This is a genomic window from Nocardia jiangsuensis (assembly GCF_042650385.1).
In the GTDB taxonomy this organism is placed as follows: domain Bacteria; phylum Actinomycetota; class Actinomycetes; order Mycobacteriales; family Mycobacteriaceae; genus Nocardia; species Nocardia jiangsuensis.
Genome location: NZ_JBHSAX010000019.1, coordinates 555,730 through 574,097 on the forward strand (window position 1 = coordinate 555,730; position 18,368 = coordinate 574,097).

At 71.0% G+C, this 18,368-nt stretch carries 20 protein-coding genes and 1 pseudogene; 13 read left to right on the forward strand and 8 right to left on the reverse strand.

Annotated elements, in window-relative coordinates; all coding sequences use genetic code 11:
* Positions 1-60 precede the first annotated feature (60 nt).
* Complete coding sequence (locus tag ACFO0B_RS25705) at positions 61-906, forward strand: NAD(P)H-binding protein (RefSeq protein WP_378615145.1); 846 nt, start codon at positions 61-63, stop codon at positions 904-906.
* Positions 903-1,319: a pyridoxamine 5'-phosphate oxidase family protein gene (locus tag ACFO0B_RS25710; protein WP_378615146.1), complete on the forward strand. Its 417-nt coding sequence runs from the start codon at positions 903-905 to the stop codon at positions 1,317-1,319. The genes ACFO0B_RS25705 and ACFO0B_RS25710 overlap by 4 nt, the downstream gene beginning before the upstream one ends.
* Here ACFO0B_RS25710 and ACFO0B_RS25715 read toward each other — a convergent pair.
* Both ACFO0B_RS25715 and ACFO0B_RS25720 read right to left on the reverse strand, forming a co-directional pair.
* Positions 1,316-1,645: a DUF3140 domain-containing protein gene (locus ACFO0B_RS25715; protein ID WP_378615147.1), complete on the reverse strand. Its 330-nt coding sequence runs from the start codon at positions 1,643-1,645 to the stop codon at positions 1,316-1,318. The two genes, ACFO0B_RS25710 and ACFO0B_RS25715, sit on opposite strands and share 4 nt — an antisense overlap.
* Positions 1,638-1,862: a hypervirulence associated TUDOR domain-containing protein gene (locus ACFO0B_RS25720; protein ID WP_378615148.1), complete on the reverse strand. Its 225-nt coding sequence runs from the start codon at positions 1,860-1,862 to the stop codon at positions 1,638-1,640. Before ACFO0B_RS25720 ends, ACFO0B_RS25715 begins: the two co-directional genes overlap by 8 nt.
* 142 nt (positions 1,863-2,004) lie before the next feature.
* Here ACFO0B_RS25720 and ACFO0B_RS25725 point away from each other — a divergent pair, with 142 nt between their 5' ends.
* The 4 genes from ACFO0B_RS25725 (at position 2,005) to ACFO0B_RS25740 (ending at position 4,702) form a co-directional block, all read left to right on the forward strand.
* Positions 2,005-2,817, forward strand: a complete 813-nt coding sequence (locus ACFO0B_RS25725) for an alpha/beta hydrolase (RefSeq protein ID WP_378615149.1) — start codon at positions 2,005-2,007, stop codon at positions 2,815-2,817.
* Positions 2,818-2,827: 10 nt separating this feature from the next.
* Complete coding sequence (locus ACFO0B_RS25730; RefSeq protein WP_378615150.1) at positions 2,828-3,442, forward strand: hypothetical protein; 615 nt, start codon at positions 2,828-2,830, stop codon at positions 3,440-3,442.
* Between the two features lie 87 nt (positions 3,443-3,529).
* A complete protein-coding gene (locus ACFO0B_RS25735) occupies positions 3,530-3,976 on the forward strand; it encodes a response regulator (protein WP_378615151.1) in 447 nt (148 codons plus the stop codon).
* 39 nt (positions 3,977-4,015) lie between these two features.
* Positions 4,016-4,702 carry a PAS and ANTAR domain-containing protein gene (locus ACFO0B_RS25740; protein ID WP_378615152.1) on the forward strand — a complete coding sequence of 229 codons (687 nt, stop codon included), beginning with the start codon at positions 4,016-4,018 and terminating at the stop codon, positions 4,700-4,702.
* Between the two features lie 6 nt (positions 4,703-4,708).
* On the opposite strand, the gene ACFO0B_RS25745 is transcribed toward ACFO0B_RS25740, so the two are convergent.
* Complete coding sequence (locus ACFO0B_RS25745) at positions 4,709-5,050, reverse strand: histone-like nucleoid-structuring protein Lsr2 (RefSeq protein ID WP_378615153.1); 342 nt, start codon at positions 5,048-5,050, stop codon at positions 4,709-4,711.
* Positions 5,051-5,461: 411 nt separating this feature from the next.
* Positions 5,462-5,854, reverse strand: a pseudogene (locus ACFO0B_RS25750) (pyridine nucleotide-disulfide oxidoreductase); the annotation flags it as partial.
* Between the two features lie 212 nt (positions 5,855-6,066).
* Here ACFO0B_RS25750 and ACFO0B_RS25755 point away from each other — a divergent pair.
* From ACFO0B_RS25755 to ACFO0B_RS25770, 4 genes are all read left to right on the forward strand, one after another.
* A complete protein-coding gene (locus ACFO0B_RS25755) occupies positions 6,067-6,489 on the forward strand; it encodes a phage holin family protein (RefSeq protein ID WP_378615154.1) in 423 nt (140 codons plus the stop codon).
* Entirely contained in the window at positions 6,486-7,043 is a 558-nt protein-coding gene (locus tag ACFO0B_RS25760) for a DUF3618 domain-containing protein (protein ID WP_378615156.1), read from the forward strand. The genes ACFO0B_RS25755 and ACFO0B_RS25760 overlap by 4 nt, the downstream gene beginning before the upstream one ends.
* A complete protein-coding gene (locus ACFO0B_RS25765) occupies positions 7,040-7,300 on the forward strand; it encodes a DUF4235 domain-containing protein (RefSeq protein WP_378615158.1) in 261 nt (86 codons plus the stop codon). Before ACFO0B_RS25760 ends, ACFO0B_RS25765 begins: the two co-directional genes overlap by 4 nt.
* 94 nt (positions 7,301-7,394) lie before the next feature.
* Positions 7,395-7,874, forward strand: coding sequence for a Dps family protein (locus tag ACFO0B_RS25770; RefSeq protein ID WP_378615160.1), 480 nt, complete (start codon positions 7,395-7,397; stop codon positions 7,872-7,874).
* Between the two features lie 51 nt (positions 7,875-7,925).
* Here the strand turns inward: ACFO0B_RS25770 and ACFO0B_RS25775 are convergent, their stop codons facing one another.
* Entirely contained in the window at positions 7,926-9,149 is a 1,224-nt protein-coding gene (locus tag ACFO0B_RS25775) for a lipase family alpha/beta hydrolase (protein WP_378615162.1), read from the reverse strand.
* 126 nt (positions 9,150-9,275) lie between these two features.
* Positions 9,276-9,995 carry a metal-dependent hydrolase gene (locus tag ACFO0B_RS25780; protein WP_378615164.1) on the reverse strand — a complete coding sequence of 240 codons (720 nt, stop codon included), beginning with the start codon at positions 9,993-9,995 and terminating at the stop codon, positions 9,276-9,278.
* A 363-nt stretch (positions 9,996-10,358) separates the two neighbouring features.
* On the opposite strand from ACFO0B_RS25780, the gene ACFO0B_RS25785 reads away from it, so the two are divergent.
* The 3 genes from ACFO0B_RS25785 to ACFO0B_RS25795 all read left to right on the forward strand — a co-directional run bounded on the left by ACFO0B_RS25785 (position 10,359) and on the right by ACFO0B_RS25795 (position 16,272).
* Positions 10,359-11,990 carry a serine hydrolase gene (locus ACFO0B_RS25785; protein ID WP_378615166.1) on the forward strand — a complete coding sequence of 544 codons (1,632 nt, stop codon included), beginning with the start codon at positions 10,359-10,361 and terminating at the stop codon, positions 11,988-11,990.
* Positions 11,991-12,067: 77 nt separating this feature from the next.
* Complete coding sequence (locus ACFO0B_RS25790) at positions 12,068-14,278, forward strand: molybdopterin oxidoreductase family protein (protein WP_378615168.1); 2,211 nt, start codon at positions 12,068-12,070, stop codon at positions 14,276-14,278.
* A 140-nt stretch (positions 14,279-14,418) separates the two neighbouring features.
* Positions 14,419-16,272 carry a Na+/H+ antiporter gene (locus ACFO0B_RS25795; RefSeq protein WP_378615170.1) on the forward strand — a complete coding sequence of 618 codons (1,854 nt, stop codon included), beginning with the start codon at positions 14,419-14,421 and terminating at the stop codon, positions 16,270-16,272.
* Here the strand turns inward: ACFO0B_RS25795 and ACFO0B_RS25800 are convergent.
* Together ACFO0B_RS25800 and mshC are read right to left on the reverse strand one after the other, a co-directional pair.
* Entirely contained in the window at positions 16,261-16,815 is a 555-nt protein-coding gene (locus ACFO0B_RS25800) for a TetR/AcrR family transcriptional regulator (RefSeq protein WP_378615172.1), read from the reverse strand. The genes ACFO0B_RS25795 and ACFO0B_RS25800 overlap by 12 nt on opposite strands.
* Positions 16,816-16,988: 173 nt before the next feature.
* Positions 16,989-18,239 (reverse strand): cysteine--1-D-myo-inosityl 2-amino-2-deoxy-alpha-D-glucopyranoside ligase, encoded by a 1,251-nt coding sequence (mshC, locus tag ACFO0B_RS25805; RefSeq protein ID WP_378615174.1) that lies wholly within the window; start codon positions 18,237-18,239, stop codon positions 16,989-16,991.
* Positions 18,240-18,368: the final 129 nt, after the last annotated feature.

The window sequence follows — 18,368 nt, forward strand, 5'->3', positions numbered from 1 at the left end:
CAGGCGAACCGGTGTCTCACCTATGGCTCTGTCCGGCTCGACACCCTTGAATCAATGCACATGAGCACCGACACCACCCTCGTCCTCGGCGCGACCGGCAAGACCGGCCGCCGGGTCGCCGCCCGCCTGCGCCTGCGCGGCACCCCGATCCGGACCGCATCCCGCTCCAGCCCCACCCCCTTCGACTGGGCGCGCCCCGACGGCTGGGACGCCGCCCTCACCGGCGCCACCGCCGTCTACCTCATCGCCCCGCCGGTGCCAGGCCCCGTCCACGACTTCGTCACCAGGGCCGCCGCGGCCGGGGTCCGGCGGGTGGTGCTGCTCTCCGGCCGCGGCGCCGACACCTGGGGCGACTCCGACTTCGGACTCGACATGCGCTCCGCCGAGGACGCCGTCCGCGGCTCCACGCTGGAATGGACGATCCTGCGGGCGAGCAACTTCGACCAGAACTTCGACGAGGACCTCTTCCACGCCCCGCTCACCGCGGGCGAACTCGCCCTCCCCGCCGGCGCGGTCCCCGAACCGTTCCTCGACGCCGAGGACGTCGCCGACGCCGCGGCCACCGTCCTGAACCAACCGGGCAGGCACGAGGGCCGCGTCTACGAGCTGACCGGCCCGCGCGCCCTCACCTTCGCCGAAGCCGTCGAGCTCATCGCCCGCGCCGCCGGACAGCCCATCACCTACCGCGAGCTCACCCCCGCCGACTACGTGACCACCCTGGTCGAACAGGGCTGGCACCCCGGCGACGCCGAGCACGTGACCGCCATGTTCGCGCTCATGGCCCGCGGCCTCTTCGCCACCCCCACCGACGACGTCGCCACCCTGCTCGGCCGCGCGCCACGCCCCTTCGAGGACTACGTCGCCCGCACCGCCGTCACCGGCATCTGGCAGAAAGGACGGGCATGAGCACCCTCACCCCCGACGACATCGCCTTCCTGCGCCGCCCGCTGCACGGCTTCCTCACCGTCGCCGCAGGCCCCGTGCCGCCGCAGCCACGCCCCGTCTGGTTCGAACTCGCCGACGACGGAACCGTCCAGGTCTTCACCGAACTCGGCGCCGCCAAGCTCCGGCGGCTCGCGAAGGACCCGCGCGCCTCGCTCGTCGTCGCCGCACCGGTGGGGGAGCGCGAACGCTGGATCTCGGTCGCCGGCCCGGTCACCGTCGAACCCGACGGCGCCCGCGAGCTCTGCGACCGGCTCGCCGCCCGCTACTGGGACCTCGACGACCCGGGCCGCGCCGCCGACCTCGCCGCCATGCGCGCGGGCGAACTGGTCCGGCTCGTCCTGCACCCGGAGAAGGTGGCCCGCGTGGGCTACTAGCCCCGCTTCAGCGGGTCGTGCCCCCAGTTCATCAGCGAGTAGCGCCACTTCGTGTCCTCGACATCCCCGGAGGGGCGCTGCTTCGCGTGCCGGTGCACGTAGCCGACCACCTTGCGCATGTGCGCGTAATCGGCGTCGGTGAGCTCGTCGGCGGCGAGGATGTCCAGGATCCGGCGGCCGCTGTGGTGGCCGGTGGACTCACCGCCGCCGTCCGGCTTCTGACCCACCGCCTTCGACTCGTCGGTGTCGAGCCAGCGGCGCAGCTCGGCGCCGGTCATATTGACCGCCTCGCCGAACTCCTTCCTGGTCGCGTCGTCGTCAGTCATCGCTCGCCGGCTTCAGCGCCGACGGCTTGTGCACCGCGTCCCGGCCGCTCTTCTCGCTGCGCACCCGGTACTGCGGATCCTCCTCCGATGCCCGGACCGTGCGCCCGGCCGCCTCGGTATCGGCGGTGATCTTCTCCTCGACCCTGCCCTCGGCCGTGCTGCCGTGGCTCTTCCACTCCACCTTGTCGCCCTTGCGGAACGTGTCGTCGTCGCTCATGCGCGGCTCCTCACCGTCGGGGAATCAGCGAATATTCCGGGCCTACCCGAGCGACCCGACCGGAAACGCGCAGCTCGGCAGGCGCGCGAGGCCGGATCGGTCTACAGTTCCGAGCGTTCCGCGCACCCGAGGAGAGATCACCATGGCAGCCACCCGCACCCCCGTCGTCTTCATCCACGGGCTGTGGCTGCACGCCACCTCGTGGCAGGCATGGGCGGAGCTCTTCGCCGCCCGCGGCTACGAACCGCACACCCCGGGCTGGCCCGGCGAGCCGGATACCGTCGCCGCCGCCCGCCGACATCCCGAAGCCGTCGCCGGAATCGGCATCGACGACGTCACCGCGCACTACACCGCGATCATCCGCGCCCTGGACACCCCGCCGGTGCTCGTCGGCCACTCCTTCGGCGGGCTGTTCGTGCAGAAGCTCCTCGCCGCCGGACTCGGCAGCGCCGGTGTGGCCATCGACCCCGCCCAGATCAAGGGCGTCAAACCGCTACCCTTCGCGCAGCTGCGCTCCGGCTTCCCCGTGCTCGGCAACCCCGCCAACCGCAAACGCTCCGTCGCGCTCACCAAGAGCCAGTTCCGCTACGGCTTCGGCAACGCCATCCCCGCCGACGAATCCGACACGCTCTTCGACGCCTGGACCATCCCCTCCCCGGGTCGCCCGCTCTTCGAAGCCGCCTTCGCCAACTTCACCGGCAACTCCCCGGCCGCCGTCGACACCGCCAACCCCACCCGCGGCCCGCTGCTCTTCATCTCCGGCGGCAAGGACCACACCGTCCCCGACGTCGTCACCCGCGCCGCGCACAAGCTCTACAGCAACTCACCCGCCTGCACCGACCTGCGCCGGTTCCCCGACCGCGGCCACTCGCTCGCCCTGGACAGCGGCTGGACCGAGATCGCCGAATCCGCCCTCGAATGGCTCACCGCCGAGGGTGTCGGCCCCGCGCAGTAGAGTCCGCCGCATGCGAGCGGGCATCGGCGGACCGGAGGCACACAGCACGGCCGACATCTGGCGGCACTCGGCGGCATGGTGGCGCGAGCACACCCCGCTCGGCGCCGCCATCGGCCCCGCCCCCGACCTGCCGCTGCCCGCCGACGCCGCCATCGGCTTCGCCTTCCCGCCCGCTGCCGAGCAGCGCGCGCACCTGCCCGCGCTGCTCGGCCTCGCCGCCTACGACCACCCGGCCGAGGTCGCGAGCGACCTGCTCGAGGGCGGCATCGACCGCCCCGACCACCCCTACCTCCTCGTCCTGCCCGCCGACCGGATCCAGCCATGGACCCGCGGCCACACCGCCCCCGGGCTGCGCCGGGCCCTCACCGAACACGGCTGGTCCGGGCTGACCGTCCCGGAATACCTGGTCCTGCAGCGGCAATCCTTCGATGCCAACGGCGACCACCGCTTCGACGCCTACACCGGCGACGAACCCGGCTGGAGCTGGCTGCCCGGCTCCACCAACGGCCCGCTCGTCGGCATGGCCTACTACAACCCGGGCAGCGGCACCGTGCAGATCGCCGCCTGCAAGACCGGGAGCAAGAACCCGCGCAAGGGCGCCCACCTCGGCCGCGTACTGCCCTGACCCGGCCGCGCCGCACGGCATCTGGTTGACTCGAGCCCACCCCGGCCGCCACCGCGCCGGGGCAGCTGTGAATCCTGGGAGGCCGCCGTGCCCGACTCCTCGCACCCGATCGACGTCCTGCTGGTCGAGGACGACCCCGGCGACGAGCTCATCACCCGCGAAGCCTTCGACACCTACACCCTCGGCAACACCCTGCACGTCGTCCGCGACGGCGAAGAGGCACTCGACTTCCTATACCGCCGCGGCCCGCACGCCGACGCCGTGCGCCCCGACCTCATCCTGCTCGACCTCAACCTGCCCCGCTACGACGGCCGCCAGGTCCTCGAGCAGATCAAGGCCGACCCCGAACTGGCCGCCATCCCCGTCGTCGTGCTCACCACCTCGTCGGCCACCGAGGACGTGGAGAGCAGCTACCGCGCCCGCGCCAACGCCTTCGTCACCAAACCCGTCGACCTCGACGCCTTCATGGCCGCCATCCAGCAGATCGACGGCTTCTTCGTCCGGGTGGTGAAGTTGCCCCGGCCACACCCGTGACCGGCGTGTCGTCCCCGCAGGTCGCGCTATTGTTCCAGGGTGTCAGAGTCCGCTGTGCCCGAGTGCCGGGAAGACCCGCTCGCCGATCTGCCCGAGTCGGTCGACCCCCAGGTGGCAGGCGGCTTCACGCTGTGGTTCGCCGACCGCCGCTGGGAATGGTCCCCGCAGGTGTACCGGCTGCACGGATATGAACCCGGCGCCGTCGAACCGAGCACCGAACTGGTCCTCGCGCACAACCACCCCGACGACCGCGACCTGGTCGCCCAGCTGATCGAACGCGCCCTCACCGACCGCGAACCCTTCTCCGGCAGGCACCGCATCGTCGACACCGACGGCTGCGAGCACACCGTGCTCGTCGTCGCCAACCGCATCCTCGACGCCGACGGCGAACCCGTCGGCACCAGCGGCTGCTACATCGACCTCACCGACACCATCGACGCCGCGGGCCAGGCCGCCGTCAGCGAGGTCGTCCCCGAGATCGTCGAAGCCCGCGCCGTCATCGAACAGGCCAAGGGCATCCTCATGCGGATGTACGGGATCAGCGCCGAGCAGGCCTTCAAGGTGCTCTCCTGGCGCTCCCAGGAGACCAACACCAAACTGCGCGCCATCGCCGCCCAGCTCATCGCCGACCTGCCCCAGGTGCCGCCGCCCCGGCCGGACGTCCTCACCGTCTTCGACCACCTGCTGCTGACCGGCCACGAACGCGTCCAGCCGGGCAAGGACTGAGGCGGCTCAGGAAGGCTGCGCCTCCCGGTACGCCGCCACGATCTCCGACGGAATCCGGCCCCGGCTGGAGATCTCGTGCCCGTTCTCCTTCGCCCACGCCCGGATCGCCGCCACATCCTCCCGGCTTGCCGACGAACGCCCGCCCCCGGCGTTCTTGCTGCGCGCCGCCTTCCCGGTCCGGCGCGCGTACGGCGTCCACTGCTCCAGGAATTTCCGCAGCGAACGCGCATTCTCCGCGGAGAGGTCGATCTCGTAGGACACGCCGTCCACCCCGAAAGCCACCATTTCATCGGCGGCCGAAATGCCGTCGTAATCGTCCACAACCGTGACAACGACTTTGCGTGCCATGAAGCTCTCCCTCTTCCAGTGCACCGAAAACGCGACAGAAACACACTGTAGCGCCAGGGGAGTACACCCGGAATTCGGCGAACCCTTCATGGCAATCTCGGCGGCGGCCTGCCGCACGGCAACTCCGGCCCCACCGCGACCCGGCCGCCCGGCGTGCGTCCGCGAGCCTCGCCGCACCCACCGGCCGCGACACCGAATCCGGGTGTACGGTCAGCGCATCCGCCGGGCAGTACGCCGCACACACGAAACAGGTCCGGCAATCCCGCTGCCGCGCCCCGTCCGGCGCCGCCAGCACGGGGCGCACCCGATCACTCCGGCGCGGACAGTTCTTCTCGAACGGAATCAGCTCCGCCCGCGCCGCTTCCAGCACCACCGGTGAAACCCCCGCAGATCCGCTCCCGCCACCGCCGCGTCCGCCCGATCCAGCTGCGCGGAAACCCGCTCCGAGCGCAGCGCCCGAACGATCACCGGACGCCACGGCCGCGACCCCGCACCCGCCGGCACCGACCCGTCCTCATGGAAGAACGTGGCATACCCGTAATAGGCAGTCTTCGTGATCGTCGACCCCTTCGCCACGGTCGCGTGCGCATTCGAGAATTCCATCCCGGAGAACCGCGCACGCACCTCCGCGGCCATCGTCAACACCATCGCCCCCGCCGCAATTCGATAATCCCGGCCCGGCTGCCGCTGCAAACCCGCCGCCCCGCGAACCATGCTGTCCGCGCCGACGAGCAATTCCAGCGCGGGGGAGTGATCCAGAATCCGCCCCCGCCGCATGTACTCCGGCCCCCGCCGCCCACGCCGCGGCCGGGCCACCGCCGATCACGAGAACATCCGTCTCGGTCTGCCGGACATCACCCATCGGTCCGCTCCCGCCCGCTCGACACCCCGACGGCAAGGGCTTGCCACCACCCCCGAACACCGTTGCGCTCACCCCGATTCCGGCCCCCCGAGCCCGGCGTTTGCCCCACGAGGCGCCGGGTACCCGCCTCCCGACCGGAGGAGGGATGCGAACCATGACGCACGCCGCACACGACCGGGACGGGCCCGCCGACGCCCGCACGGTCTCCGAACTCGTCGGTACCGCCAGCGAACAGCTCAGCCGCCTCGTCCGCGACGAGATCCGGCTCGCCACCCTGGAGATGCAGGAGAAGGGCAAACGGATCGGCAAGGGCGCCGGGCTGGCGGGCGCGGGCACCGTCCTCGCGCTCTACGGCGTCGGCGCGCTCGTCGCCGCCGCGATCATCGGCCTCGCCGAGCCGCTGCCCGCCTGGGCCGCCGCGCTCATCGTCGGCGTCGTCCTGCTCGTCGTCGCAGGCATCCTCGCCCTCGCGGGCAAGAAGAACGTCCAGAGCGCAACCCCGCCGCTTCCCGAAGCCGCCGTCCACGGCGTGCAGGAGGACGTGGCCACCATCAAGGAAAGGAGCCGCAGGCAGTGAGCCCGGACCCAGAACTCAGCCCGGAGACCGAGAAGGAACTCGTCGCCGCAGACCGCGACCGCGCCCGCGAGGAGCTCGGCCAGGCCGTCGAGGAGCTGACCCACAAGCTCGACGTCCCCGCCCGCGCCTCGGAGAAGGCGCAGGAGGTCAAGGAGAACGCCGCGGCCGCCGCGGCAGGCGCGAAGGACAAGGTCGCCGACAGCGCCCAGCAGGCGAAGGAACGCGCCGTCGAGACGGCCGCCGTCGCCAAGGAGCGCGCCACCGACTCCGCGACCGCAGCCAGGGAGCGCACCGCGGAGACCGCCGCCGTGGCCAAGGAGAAGGCGGCCGCGACCGCCGCCGTGGCCAGGGAGCGCACGCAGGACGTGGCCACCAAGGCCAAGGAGAGCACCGCGGCCGCCACGGCCAAGGTCGCCGAGGCGACGCCAGAGCCGGTCGCCCGCGGCGGACGTCAGGCCGTCGACTTCGTCCGCGCCAACCCGGTCCCGGTCGCCATCGGCATCGTGAGCGGCGTCGTGCTCTGGCAGGCGCTGCGGAAGCGGGGCAGGCGATGAAGCTCGCCTACAAACCGCTCGGCCTCGCCGTCAGCGTCATCGGCGGCCTGCTCGCCAACCTCGTGTTCGGCAAGATCTGGCAGGCCGTCAGCGGCGAGGACGAAGCGCCGCACGCCACCTCCGAGGACTACGGCTGGCGCGAAGTACTGCTCGCCGCCGCCATCCAGGGCGCCGTCTTCGGCCTGGTGAAAACCGCCATCGACCGGGCCGGAGCCACCGGATTCCAGGCTGTCACCGGCACCTGGCCGGAGGACTGAGACGACGTTCACGCAGTTCGGCTGCGTGAACGGGTCGATCCCGGGTAGCCAACCGAAGGAACATCGGGACCGACGACGAGAGAGAGGTACAGCAATGTCGCAACCCATCACCAGCACCCTCGAGGCCGAGCAGCAGCGCATCGCCGGTGAGGCCCTGCGCGCCACCGTCGTCGACCTCATCGACCTGTCCCTGATCGCCAAGCAGGCGCACTGGAACGTCGTTGGCCGCAACTTCCGATCGGTGCACCTCGCCCTCGACGAGCTGGTGGTCGCCGCCCGCGAGTTCACCGACGCCGCCGCCGAGCGCGCCACCGCCATCGGGGTCAGCCCGGACGGCCGCGCCTCCACGGTCGCCCGCGACAGCGTGACGGAAGGCTTCCCGGACGGCTGGCAGAAGGACACCGACGTCATCAACGGCGTCGTCACCAACCTGACCTCCGTCATCCGTGGCCTCCGCGAGCGCATCGACGCCACCGAGAAGGCCGATCCGGTCACCCAGGATCTCATCATCGAGATCGCCGGGCGGCTGGAGCAGATGCACTGGATGTGGCAGGCCCAGGTCGCCGACGCCTGACCCGGCCGATCGAACCGCCCGCGAGCCCCGGCTCGCGGGCGGTTCGGCGTTTCAGGCCCGGGGGAGGGGAGGGGCGACGGCGAGCCAGCGGCGCAGCGCCTCGTGCACCGCCTCGTCGTTGAGCAGCGTGAAGTGATTCGCGCCCGGCAGGTGCAGGCCGTTCTCCGGTTCGAACGCGATCCGGCGGGCACGGCCGCGCCCGGAGCCGCTCGGCGTGAGCACGAGGCCGTCGCCGACGATGCGGCCGATCGGGTTCTTCGGATTGCGCATGATCGATGCCGTCACGAAATAGTGCTCCACACCGGGCAGCAGCGGCACCTCCTGCTGTACCCGGCGGGTCAGCGCGTCGATATCGAGATCGGTCCAGTCCTCGTCCACCAGCGAGCCCTGCCGCAGGTCGCGGATCCCCGCGCTGCGCCTGCGCAGCAGCCGCCCGAAGGGCCTGGTCTCCGGCAGCTTCACCAGCCCCGCCGACACCACGTGCACGAACTGCTCGAGCGGCGCGCCCAGGTGCGGCGAACCCAGGCAGACGATCTGCCGGACCAGCTTCGCCCACTCGGCGCCCTCCGCGGCCGCGAGATGGCAGGCCGAACGGGCAACCAGCCCGCCCATCGAGTGCCCGACCAGCGCGATCCGGCGTAGCGGCACCGGCCAGGCGCGCTGCGTCCGCTCCAGCAGATCGGCGAGTTCGCGCGCGTTCTCCGAGATGTGCAGCCCGCTGTTGAACCGTACCTCCGCCGTCGCGCAGGGCAGCTCCTCGGCCAGCCGCTCGGCATAGCAGGGGGTGCCGCCGCGGCGCCAGGAGTGCTCGGTCTCGACCAGGCCGTGCACGAAGACCACGAGGGTGTCGTGCGGCGAACCGAGCTCCTCCGGGGCCACCGGCTGCCCGTCGACGCGGAAGGACATGGGGCCGGCCAGGACGGGGTTCTGCTCGGCCAGCCGGTCGCCGATCAACCCGGACAGCACGCCGAGCAGCGCCGCGCCGAAGACCGTGCGGGAGGGTGGCTCGCGGTTCGGCAGGTCAGCGGTGCGCTCGGCGACCCGGCCCGCGGTCTCGGCGACGGTGCCGACGATCGCGTAGACGCCGTCGGCGATGGCATCGTGGGCGACCTGGACGGGGACGGCGGCAGGGCCGACGCCCCAGCGCACCACCGTGAAGACGCGGTCGGCAACAGCCCGGTGGACAGTGGCGATGCCTGCGACGGCACCGCCGAGCTCGTCACCGGCGAGGCGGGCGAGGGCGCGGACCTCCGCGCGTCGCTGGTCCTCGTTCATGCGGCTCAGTGTACAGGTGTGCACCAGCTGGCTATGGTATCTGTATTGCATGTATGCGACTATGCGCATCAAACAAATCAGTTCCAACTCGCCTGAGGAAACAACAAGCAAGGACGAGGGGGGTGCTCAGGGAAGTTGGGTGATCGTGTACCACAGCAGCGCAAGCGTTCCCGCCATGAAGAGGGGCGCGAGCACCCAGGTCTCGACCTTGTTGCCGGTCCGGCTGATGATCTCGATCCCGAGCCGTCTCCGGTACGGCCAGAGCAGGGGACATCCGCGGTCGGTGAGGCAGTCGCCGAGGATGTGTACCAGGCAGCCGAGCGCGACGCAGAACGGCAGCCACGGGGGAGCGTCGGAGATCCAGTGGGTCATGGCGAAGGTGCCGCCGAGGGCGAGCGCCAGGACCGTGCCCCAGGCGCGGATGCCCTTGCCGGGCGGGCAGAGGTGCAGGGCGCGGACCGCGAGGGCAAGCAGGACGAAGACCAGGCCGAGGGTGAAAGGCCTGCCGAGGTAGGTCATGCCTGCCCAGGTGCCGACGCCGGCGAGGGCGACGAAGAAGAACGAATGCGTGGCTTTGCGGTGGCCGCCCGCGATCCAGGAGACGATCCTGCAGAAGAGCTCGGAGACCGGGCCGAGGGTGTTGGCGATCGTACCGTCGGGGTGGTCCATGTCGGGCAGCAGCGCGGCGCCCGCGGTGAGGAAGACGCCGAGCAGCAGATCGACGGTTCCGAGGTGGTGGTCGCCGACGACGTCGATCACGGGGTACGTCAGTACCGACACCGGGAGGGCCGCCGCGGCCGCCGACCAGCCGAGCGCGCCGCTGGTCGCGTGAGAATGTCCGAGCACCCGTCCACGTTATCGATCTTGGTTCACGTGCGGTTCACCGGGGAGAGGGCGGCTAATTGACATAATGTAGATTATCGGCGTTTTTACGACCTGGCGTTCGAGCGCTTCATCGGCGTTCGCTGTGCATCTGCTCAGCGCGCGGATCGCACATGCTGCACGTCGCTCCTCCGTCGGCGGTAAAGCCTCGGGTGCCGCGATTGCCGCCGGCTTGCCCCGCGGCCGACCGCCCTCCTCCAATGTGTCACAGTGACGGCGACGCATCACCCCTTTTCCGTCACAGTGACGTTTTGTCCGCGCCACGCGGGAACGCGGCAAAACCCGTTGCCGGTCGATTGCTGAGCGCTAGGCTCATCGCGTTGTGCTGTGCATCACACCAAGGAGGTGGTGGCCGTGCGGGATCGGAGCCGAGTGGTGATCGGGCTGGCGGTGGCGGCGGTGCTCGTCATCGGGTCCTGCGCGCAGGAGGACTCCGGCGGAGGGGCGGCCTCCTCGAGCCCGGCTCCGCCGAGCGGCACGGCGCAGGAGTCGCCGGGCCAGGTGGCCGGGGTGGCCATCCCGGACGGGCAGGTCGATCGCGCGGTCGGCCAGCTGGATCGGATCGCCGAGGAGCTGATGGCCTCGTCGAGGATTCCGGGCATGGCGATCGCGGTGGTGCACGGCGGCAAGGTCGTGTACAGCAAGGGTTTCGGGGTGCGGGATGTGACGACGGGGCAGCCGGTGGACGCGGCGACGGTGTTCCAGCTGGCGTCGGTGTCGAAGCCGCTCGGTTCGACGGTGGTGGCGCGCGAGGTGGCGGCGGGCCGGGTGGCCTGGGATACGCCGGTGAAGCGGTTGTCGCCGGGGTTCGCGCTGAACGATCCGTACGTGACGGAGAACGTGACGATCGGTGATCTGTACTCGCACCGGTCGGGGTTGCCGGATCACGCGGGTGATCTGCTGGAGGATCTGGGATACGACCGCGGGCAGGTGCTGGAGCGGCTGCGGCAGCTGCCGCTGGACACGTTCCGTGATTCCTACGCCTACACCAATTACGGGCTGACTGCGGCCGCGGTGGCGGTGGCCGAGGCGGCGGGCACCTCGTGGGAGGAGCTGTCGCAGCGGGAGATCTACGAACCGCTCGGGATGGCGTCGACCAGCTCGCGGTACAGCGATTTCGTGAGCCGCCCTGATCGCGCGGTGGGGCACGTGCTGGTGGACGGGGCGTACAAGCCCGCCGATCCCCCCAGGCAGCCGGACCCGCAGGCGCCCGCGGGCGGGGTGAGCTCGTCGGTGGACGACATGGCGCGCTGGATGACGATGCTGCTGGCGGACGGGACGTTCGAGGGCAAGGAGATCGTGCCGCCGGGCGCGCTGCTGCCCGCGGTGTCGCCGCAGGCGATGTCGGCTCCCCCGGCGTCGCCGGATTCGCGGGCGGGGTTCTACGGGTTCGGTTTCAATGTGGGGACCTCGCCGGCCGGGCGGGTGACGCTGGGGCATTCGGGGGCGTTCAACCGGGGTGCGGGGACGGCGTTCACGCTGATCCCGTCGGCGGATGTGGGGATCGTGACGCTGACGAACGCGGCGCCGATCGGGATTCCGGAGACGCTGAACGCGGAGTTCGCGGATCTGGTGCAGTTCGGATCGGTGCGGGAGGACTGGCGGGAGCTGTATGCGGGGGCGTTCGAGCAGTTGAACGCGCCGTCCGGGGATCTGGCGGGTAAGGAGCCGCCGTCGAACGCGAAGCCGGCGCGGCCGCTGCAGGAGTATGCGGGCAGCTATGACAATGCCTATTTCGGGCCCGCGGTGGTGTCGGTGGACAACGGCGCGCTGGTGTTGACGATGGGGCCCGCGGCGGTGCGGATGCCGATGCGGCACTGGGACGGGGACAAGTTCGTGTTCTCGCCGCAGGGCGAGGGGGCGAATCCGGGATCGGTGTCGGTGGCGCGGTTCGAGGGGAATCGGCTGATCCTGTCGTACTACGAGCAGGAGGGGCTCGGCATGTTCGTGCGGCCCTGACCGTTCATTGCGCTTCGGCTGCGGGGTGTGACGCGGGTAACCTGGTCGAAAAGTTCGGCAGAAGGTGACGGAGCTTGATGAACGCGACCACCATTGCCCGGCAGTGCACGCTGTGCGAGGCCCATTGTGGAATCCTGGTGACCGTCGAGGATCTGCAGGTGACCCGGATCGAGGGTAATCCCGACGATGTCCTGTCGAAGGGCTACATCTGCCCGAAGGCGACGGCCATGGGCGGGCTGCACCACGATCCGGATCGGCTGCGGACGCCGATGAAGCGGGTCGGCACGGAGTTCGTGCCGATCGGCTGGGACGAGGCGATCGCCGAGGCGGGGCGCAGGCTGCGGCAGGTGCGCGCGGAGCACGGCGCGCACGCGGTCGGCATGTACCTGGGGAATCCGGCGGCGCACAGTTCGTCGGTGATCTACGGCGGGATGCTGCGGGCGGCGCTGGGAACGAACAATTTCTTCACGGCGTCGTCGATCGATCAGTTCCCGCAGGAGTTCGCGGCGTGGCAGATGTTCGGGTCGAATGTGCTGATGCCGGTGGCCGATATCGATCGGACGCATCGGCTGGTGATCCTCGGTGCGAATCCGGCGGTGTCGAACGGGTCGATCACGACGATGCCGGGCGCGCGGGATCGGATCAAGGCGGTCCGTAAGCGGGGCGGCACGGTGGTGGTGATCGATCCGCGGCGTACGGAGACGGTGAAGCTGGCGGACGAGCACGTGGCGGTGGCGCCGGGCGGTGACGCGTACCTGCTGCTGGGGATGTTGCACGTGCTGGTGGCCGAGGGGCTGGTGGACGGGGCCGCGGTGCGGTCGCGGACCACCGGGTTCGAGGAGCTGCGGGTGCTGGTGGCCGAGGCGACGCCGGAGTGGGCGGCTCCCCTGGCGGGGGTGGAGGCCGAGGTGATCCGGCGGTTGGCCCGGGAGCACGCGGCGGCGCCGTCGGCGGTGATGTACGGGCGGATCGGGGTGTGCCATCAGGTGACGGGCACGCTGACGCACTGGCTGATCAATGTGATCAACGCGGTGACGGGGAATCTGGATCGGGCGGGTGGGCAGATGTTCGCCACGCCCGCGGTGGATGCGGCGCGGATGGCGCGCCGGGTTCCGCTGGCGGGGTACGGGAGGTGGACGGATCGGTCGGGGCGGTTCAAGTCGTTCCGGGCGGAGTTGCCGGTGGGGGTGCTGGCGGACGAGATGCTGGACGAGGGGCCGGGGCAGATCCGGGCGATGGTGACCTATGCCGGGAATCCGGTGCTGTCGACGCCGCAGGGCGGGCGGTTGGACGAGGCGCTGGCGGGGCTGGATTTCTATGTCGCGGTGGATATGTACATCACGGAGACGACCCGGCATGCGGATTTGATCCTGCCGCCGATCTCGCCGCTGGAGCGCGAGGACATGGACATCGTGTTGTCGGTGTTCAGTGTGCGGAACAATCTGCGGTTCAATCCGCGGGTGTTCGAGCCGCCCGCGGGTGGTCTGGAGGATTGGGAGATCATGGCGCGGCTGGCGGTGGAGATTCTGCCGCTGCCGGTGCGGCGGGTGACCGGGCGCGCGGTGACGGCGGTGCTGGATCGGCTGAGTCCGTTGCGGCTGGCGTCGGCGGGGATCGCGGTCGGTCCGTACGGGGTGCTGCGCAAGGGGCTGGGCGGGGTGACGGTGTCGAAGCTGCGGAAGACGGCGGGCGGGATCGATCTGGGGCCGTTGCGGCCGCGGTTGCGGGAGTTGATCGCGACGAAGGATCGGAAGGTGCATCTGGCGCCGGAGATGCTGCTGGATGGTGTGCGGGAGTTGATCGCGGAGGCGGGGCGGGGTGCGGCGGTGACGGCGCCGGCGGACGGGTTCGATCTGCGGTTGATCGGGCGGCGGCATCTGCGGAGCAACAATTCGTGGTTGCACAATCTGCCGTCGATGGTGAAGGGGAAGCCGCGGTGCACGGTGCTCATGCATCCCGATGACGCGGTGGAGCGCGGGTTGGCCGACGGTGATCCGGCTGTGGTGTCGTCGCGGATCGGGGCGATCGTGGTTCCGGTGGAGGCGAGTGACGAGATCCGGCGCGGGACGGTGGCGATTCCGCACGGGTGGGGGCATCGGGAGCCCGGGGTCGGGTGGACGGTGGCGGCCGGTCTGCCCGGCGCGAACGTCAATCTGCTGCACGACCCCAAGTCGACGGATCCCTTCACCGGCAATGCCGCCGTGAACGGCACCTGGGTCACCGTGGCTCCCGCACCCGGTGCCCCGGAGGTCGCCGAGCAGCCCGAAGAAGCCGCCATTCCCGGCTGACCCCTCCCCTGGTGCTCGGCGACGGAGGAGCACTCTCCCCCACCGCGGGCGGAGCGGTTGCTCTTCCCCCGGAGGGCGGGGGTGCCGGGGCGGAGCCCCGGCGAACCACATCCACCCCGCAGGGGTGACACAATGCGACGATGCATGTGGCTGTCGGCTTGGTGGTCCTGGTAGCGGCAGCGGTAGCCCTGGCTGCGCTCGCGCGCCGAGCGGGTTTGTCGGAGCCTCTGGTGCTCACGGTGGCGGGGGTCGCGGCGTCGTATCTGCCGTTCGTCCCGCAGGTGGATCTGGACCCGGAGATCGTCCTGCTGGGCCTGCTCCCCCCGCTCCTGTACACGGCGGCGATCCGCACCTCGCTCCTGGATTTCCGGAAGAACGCGACGACGATCGCGCTGCTGTCGGTGGTCCTGGTGCTGTTCTCCACCTTCGTGGTGGCCGCGGTGGTCTGGCTGCTCCTTCCGGTCCCGTTCGCGGTGGCGGTCGCGCTGGGTGCGGTGGTGGCCCCACCGGATGCGGTGGCCGCCACGGCGGTGGCGCGCAGGATCGGGATGCCGCGGCGGATCGTGACGATCCTGGAGGACGAGTCGCTGTTCAACGACGCGACGGCGCTGGTGGCGTTGCGGACGGCGATCGCGGCGTCGGCGGGTTCGGTGTCGGTGTGGCAGGCGGGCGGGGATTTCGTGCTGGCGGCCGGTGGCGGCGCGCTGGTGGGGGTGCTGGTGGCGGTGGTGCTGGCGACGTTGCGGCGCCGGATCACCGATCCGGTGCTGGATACGACGCTGTCGTTCCTCGCGCCGTTCGCGGCGTATCTGCCCGCGGAGGAGGTGCACGCCTCCGGGGTGATCGCGGTGGTGGTGTGCGGGATGATCCTCGGTCACGGCGCGCCGCGCTGGCAGAGCGCGGCGTCGCGGATCGCGGAGCGCACGAACTGGCGGACGGTGCAGTTCATTCTGGAAAGCTCGGTGTTCCTGGTGATCGGGTTGCAGGTGCGCCACATCGTGGAGGATGCGCTGGCGTCGGGGCTGGATACCGGAACGCTGCTGGCGGCGGTGGTCGCGGTGCCGGTGGCGGCGATGCTGGCGCGGCCGCTGTTCGTGTTGCCGTGGGCGTGGTTCAACCGGGCGCGCGGGCGGGGTGAGGAGTCGCTGCGGGAGGGGCTGGTGGTGTCGTGGGCGGGGATGCGCGGGGTGGTGACGGTGGCCGCGGTGCTGTTGCTGCCGGAGGACACGCCGCAGCTGGCGGTGTTGAAGCTGCTGGCGCTGCTGGTGGTGGGGGCGACGCTGCTGGTGCAGGGGTCGACGCTGGCGGTGTTGGTGCGGGCGTTGGAGTTGCGGGGGCCGAGCCGGGCGGAGGACGCGCTGCAGAAGGCGAATCTGTTGCAGCAGGCTGCGGCGGCGGGGTCGGCGGAGCTGGATCGGCGGGTGACGCCGGAGACGCCGGAGGAGGTGGTGCGGGCGTTGCGGGAGCGGTTGACGTTCCGGACGAACGCGGCGTGGGAGCGGCTGGGGCGGGCGGAGTCGGAGCTGGCGACGCCGACGGCGGAGTATCGGCGGTTGCGGCTGGCGATGCTGGGCGCGGAGCGGGAGACGGTGCTGCGGGCGCGGGACGACGGCGCGCTGGATTACGAGATCCTGCAGGCGGTGATGGCGCGGCTGGATCTGGAGGAGTCGATCATCGACCGGTTCGACGAGGCGGAGGTGGCGGAGCCGGAGCCGTTGACGGTGCCGGAGCGGGCGGAGAGCTGCGCGCATCTGCGGGAGGCGCCGCTGGTGCGGGTGCCGGATTCGGTGGTGGGGTGCGCGGCGTGTGTGGCGGAGGGGCTGACCTGGGTGCACCTGCGGATGTGTCTGGCCTGCGGGAATGTGGCGTGCTGTGATTCGTCGGTGGGTAACCACGCGTCGAAGCACTTCGCGGCGCAGCGGCATCCGGTGATGCGGAGTGTGGAGCCGGGTGAGGCGTGGCGGTGGTGCTATGTGGACGAGTTACTGGGGTGAGCGGCGGTGGGAGTAGATGAGCCGGGCGTATTCGGTGAGCAGCCGGTCCAGGCTCGGTTCTTGTTCGCCGGGGGCGATCTGCTGGTGGCCGATGAGGGTGGCCATGCCGAGTGCGGTGAGCACGCCCGCGGTGTCGGGGTCGTGGACGATGCCGTCGATGGCGCGGTGCACGGTCCGGCGGCGGGATTCGTCGACGCGTTTGAGGGCGACGGCGACGGATTCGTCGTTGGCGCCCCAGGCGCGGATGGCGGCTTCGGCGCGGTGGTTGAGGCCGCAGGCGAGGTCGGAGAGGGCGCGGATGTCGTCGTCGGGGGTGGCTTTGCCGAAGTTGCGGGCGCGCAGGACGAGGACCTGGCGGTGTTCCCAGGTTTCCAGGAGTAGGTCGACGAAGCCCTGCCAGCTGCCGAAGTGGTGGTAGAAGGAGCCGGAGGTGACGCCGAGGCGGCGGCAGAGCACGCCGATGTTGAGGCCCTTGAAGCCGAGTTCGGCCAGCACCTCGATGGCGATGTCGAAGTACTGGTCCTTGGTGACCACGCGGGACATGGGGTCGCCGATCTGCTCGCAGGGACGGAGTGAGGCCGAACAGTACCTCATGGGTCACGACGTTCCCGGCAGGTGAAAGGGGTGGAATCGGCGAACCGCGTGGACATCCCGGTCGGTTGTCCGCTTTCGTGACGGTTCGGGTCAGCCTCCTGGACGCGGGTGTGGCTCGGCCGCTACCCGGCGGGTCGGAGCGCGATGCCGAGCAGGGCGTCGACGGCGGCGCGGACGGCGGCGGGGGCGGTGCGGTCGGTGCCGCCGTAGGCGAGTGCCTGGCGGGCCCATTCGTCGACGGCGGCGAGCGCCTTGGGGGTGTCGAGGTCGTCGGCGAGGTGCTGGCGCAGGCGGGCGACGGTGTCGTCGGCGGCCGGGCCCGCGTCGAGGGCAATGGCTTCGCGCCAGTGGGCGAGGCGCTGTTCGGCGGTGGCGAGGACCTCGTCGGTCCACATGCGGTCCTGCCGGTAGTGGCCGGCGAAGAGGCCGAGGCGCAGGGCGGCGGGGTCGGTGCCCGCGCGGCGCAGGGTGGAGACGAAGACGAGGTTGCCACGGGATTTCGACATCTTCTCGCCGTCGAGGCCGATGAGACCGGTGTGCACGTAGTGGCGGGCGAAGCGGCGGCCCGCGCCGAGGGCCTCGCCGTGTGCGACGGAGTATTCGTGGTGCGGGTAGATCAGGTCGGATCCGCCGCCCTGGACGTCGAACTCGGAGCCGAGCCGGTTCAGGGCGATCGCCGTACACTCGATGTGCCAGCCGGGCCGTCCAGGCCCGAAGGGGGCGTCCCAGGAGGGTTCGCCGGCCCGGGCGGCGCGCCAGAGCAGCGGGTCGATGGGGTCGTGTTTGCCGGGGCGGCCGGGGTCGCCGCCGCGTTCGGCGAAGAGCTGTTCCATGGTGGCGCGGTCGTAGCCGGATTCGTAGCCGAACTGTTCGGTGGCGTCGGCGCGGAAGTAGATGTCGGGGTGTTCGGTGTCCTCGACGGTGTAGGCGGCGCCGGAGGCGAGCAGTTTGCCGACGAGTTCGATCACTTCGTCGACGGATTCGACGGCGCCGATGTAGTCGCGCGGGGGCAGCACGCGCAGGGCGGCCATGTCTTCGCGGAAGAGCTCGATCTCGCGGGCGCCGAGGTCGCGCCAGTCGATGCCGTCGCGGGTGGCGCGTTCGAAGAGCGGGTCGTCGACGTCGGTGATGTTCTGCACGTAGTGCACGTCGTGCCCCGCGTCCCGCCAGAGCCGGTTGACCAGGTCGAAGGTCAGGTAGGTCGCGGCGTGGCCGAGGTGGGTGGCGTCGTAGGGGGTGATGCCGCAGACGTAGAGGGTGGCGGTGTGGCCGGGGGTCACCGGGCGCACGGCGCGGTCGGCGGTGTCGAACAGCCGCAGCGGCGGCCCTGTTCCGGGGAGGGCGGGGATGGGGGTGTCGGACCAGGACTGCATGATTCGAGGGTAGAGGTGTGGGCGGGGTCTCGGTGCCGCACCCCGGTTCCCGGCACACTCCCCGCAGCCGGGCGGGCGTCGCCGACCTGCGGCGGGGCCGCCGGAGGTCGAAGTCAACAGTTGGCTTCC

Bases quoted from the DNA above. Each gene is read 5' to 3' on its own strand.
- ACFO0B_RS25705 (WP_378615145.1), top strand. From the start codon at position 61: ATGAGCACCGACACCACCCTCGTCCTCGGCGCGACCGGCAAGACCGGC.
- ACFO0B_RS25795 (WP_378615170.1), top strand. From the start codon at position 14,419: ATGCATGTGGCTGTCGGCTTGGTGGTCCTGGTAGCGGCAGCGGTAGCC.
- ACFO0B_RS25800 (WP_378615172.1), bottom strand. From the start codon at position 16,815: ATGTCCCGCGTGGTCACCAAGGACCAGTACTTCGACATCGCCATCGAG.
- ACFO0B_RS25765 (WP_378615158.1), top strand. From the start codon at position 7,040: ATGAAGCTCGCCTACAAACCGCTCGGCCTCGCCGTCAGCGTCATCGGC.
- ACFO0B_RS25710 (WP_378615146.1), top strand. From the start codon at position 903: ATGAGCACCCTCACCCCCGACGACATCGCCTTCCTGCGCCGCCCGCTG.
- ACFO0B_RS25770 (WP_378615160.1), top strand. From the start codon at position 7,395: ATGTCGCAACCCATCACCAGCACCCTCGAGGCCGAGCAGCAGCGCATC.
- ACFO0B_RS25725 (WP_378615149.1), top strand. From the start codon at position 2,005: ATGGCAGCCACCCGCACCCCCGTCGTCTTCATCCACGGGCTGTGGCTG.
- ACFO0B_RS25775 (WP_378615162.1), bottom strand. From the start codon at position 9,149: ATGAACGAGGACCAGCGACGCGCGGAGGTCCGCGCCCTCGCCCGCCTC.
- ACFO0B_RS25730 (WP_378615150.1), top strand. From the start codon at position 2,828: ATGCGAGCGGGCATCGGCGGACCGGAGGCACACAGCACGGCCGACATC.
- ACFO0B_RS25715 (WP_378615147.1), bottom strand. From the start codon at position 1,645: ATGACTGACGACGACGCGACCAGGAAGGAGTTCGGCGAGGCGGTCAAT.
- ACFO0B_RS25720 (WP_378615148.1), bottom strand. From the start codon at position 1,862: ATGAGCGACGACGACACGTTCCGCAAGGGCGACAAGGTGGAGTGGAAG.
- mshC (WP_378615174.1), bottom strand. From the start codon at position 18,239: ATGCAGTCCTGGTCCGACACCCCCATCCCCGCCCTCCCCGGAACAGGG.
- ACFO0B_RS25790 (WP_378615168.1), top strand. From the start codon at position 12,068: ATGAACGCGACCACCATTGCCCGGCAGTGCACGCTGTGCGAGGCCCAT.
- ACFO0B_RS25755 (WP_378615154.1), top strand. From the start codon at position 6,067: ATGACGCACGCCGCACACGACCGGGACGGGCCCGCCGACGCCCGCACG.
- ACFO0B_RS25745 (WP_378615153.1), bottom strand. From the start codon at position 5,050: ATGGCACGCAAAGTCGTTGTCACGGTTGTGGACGATTACGACGGCATT.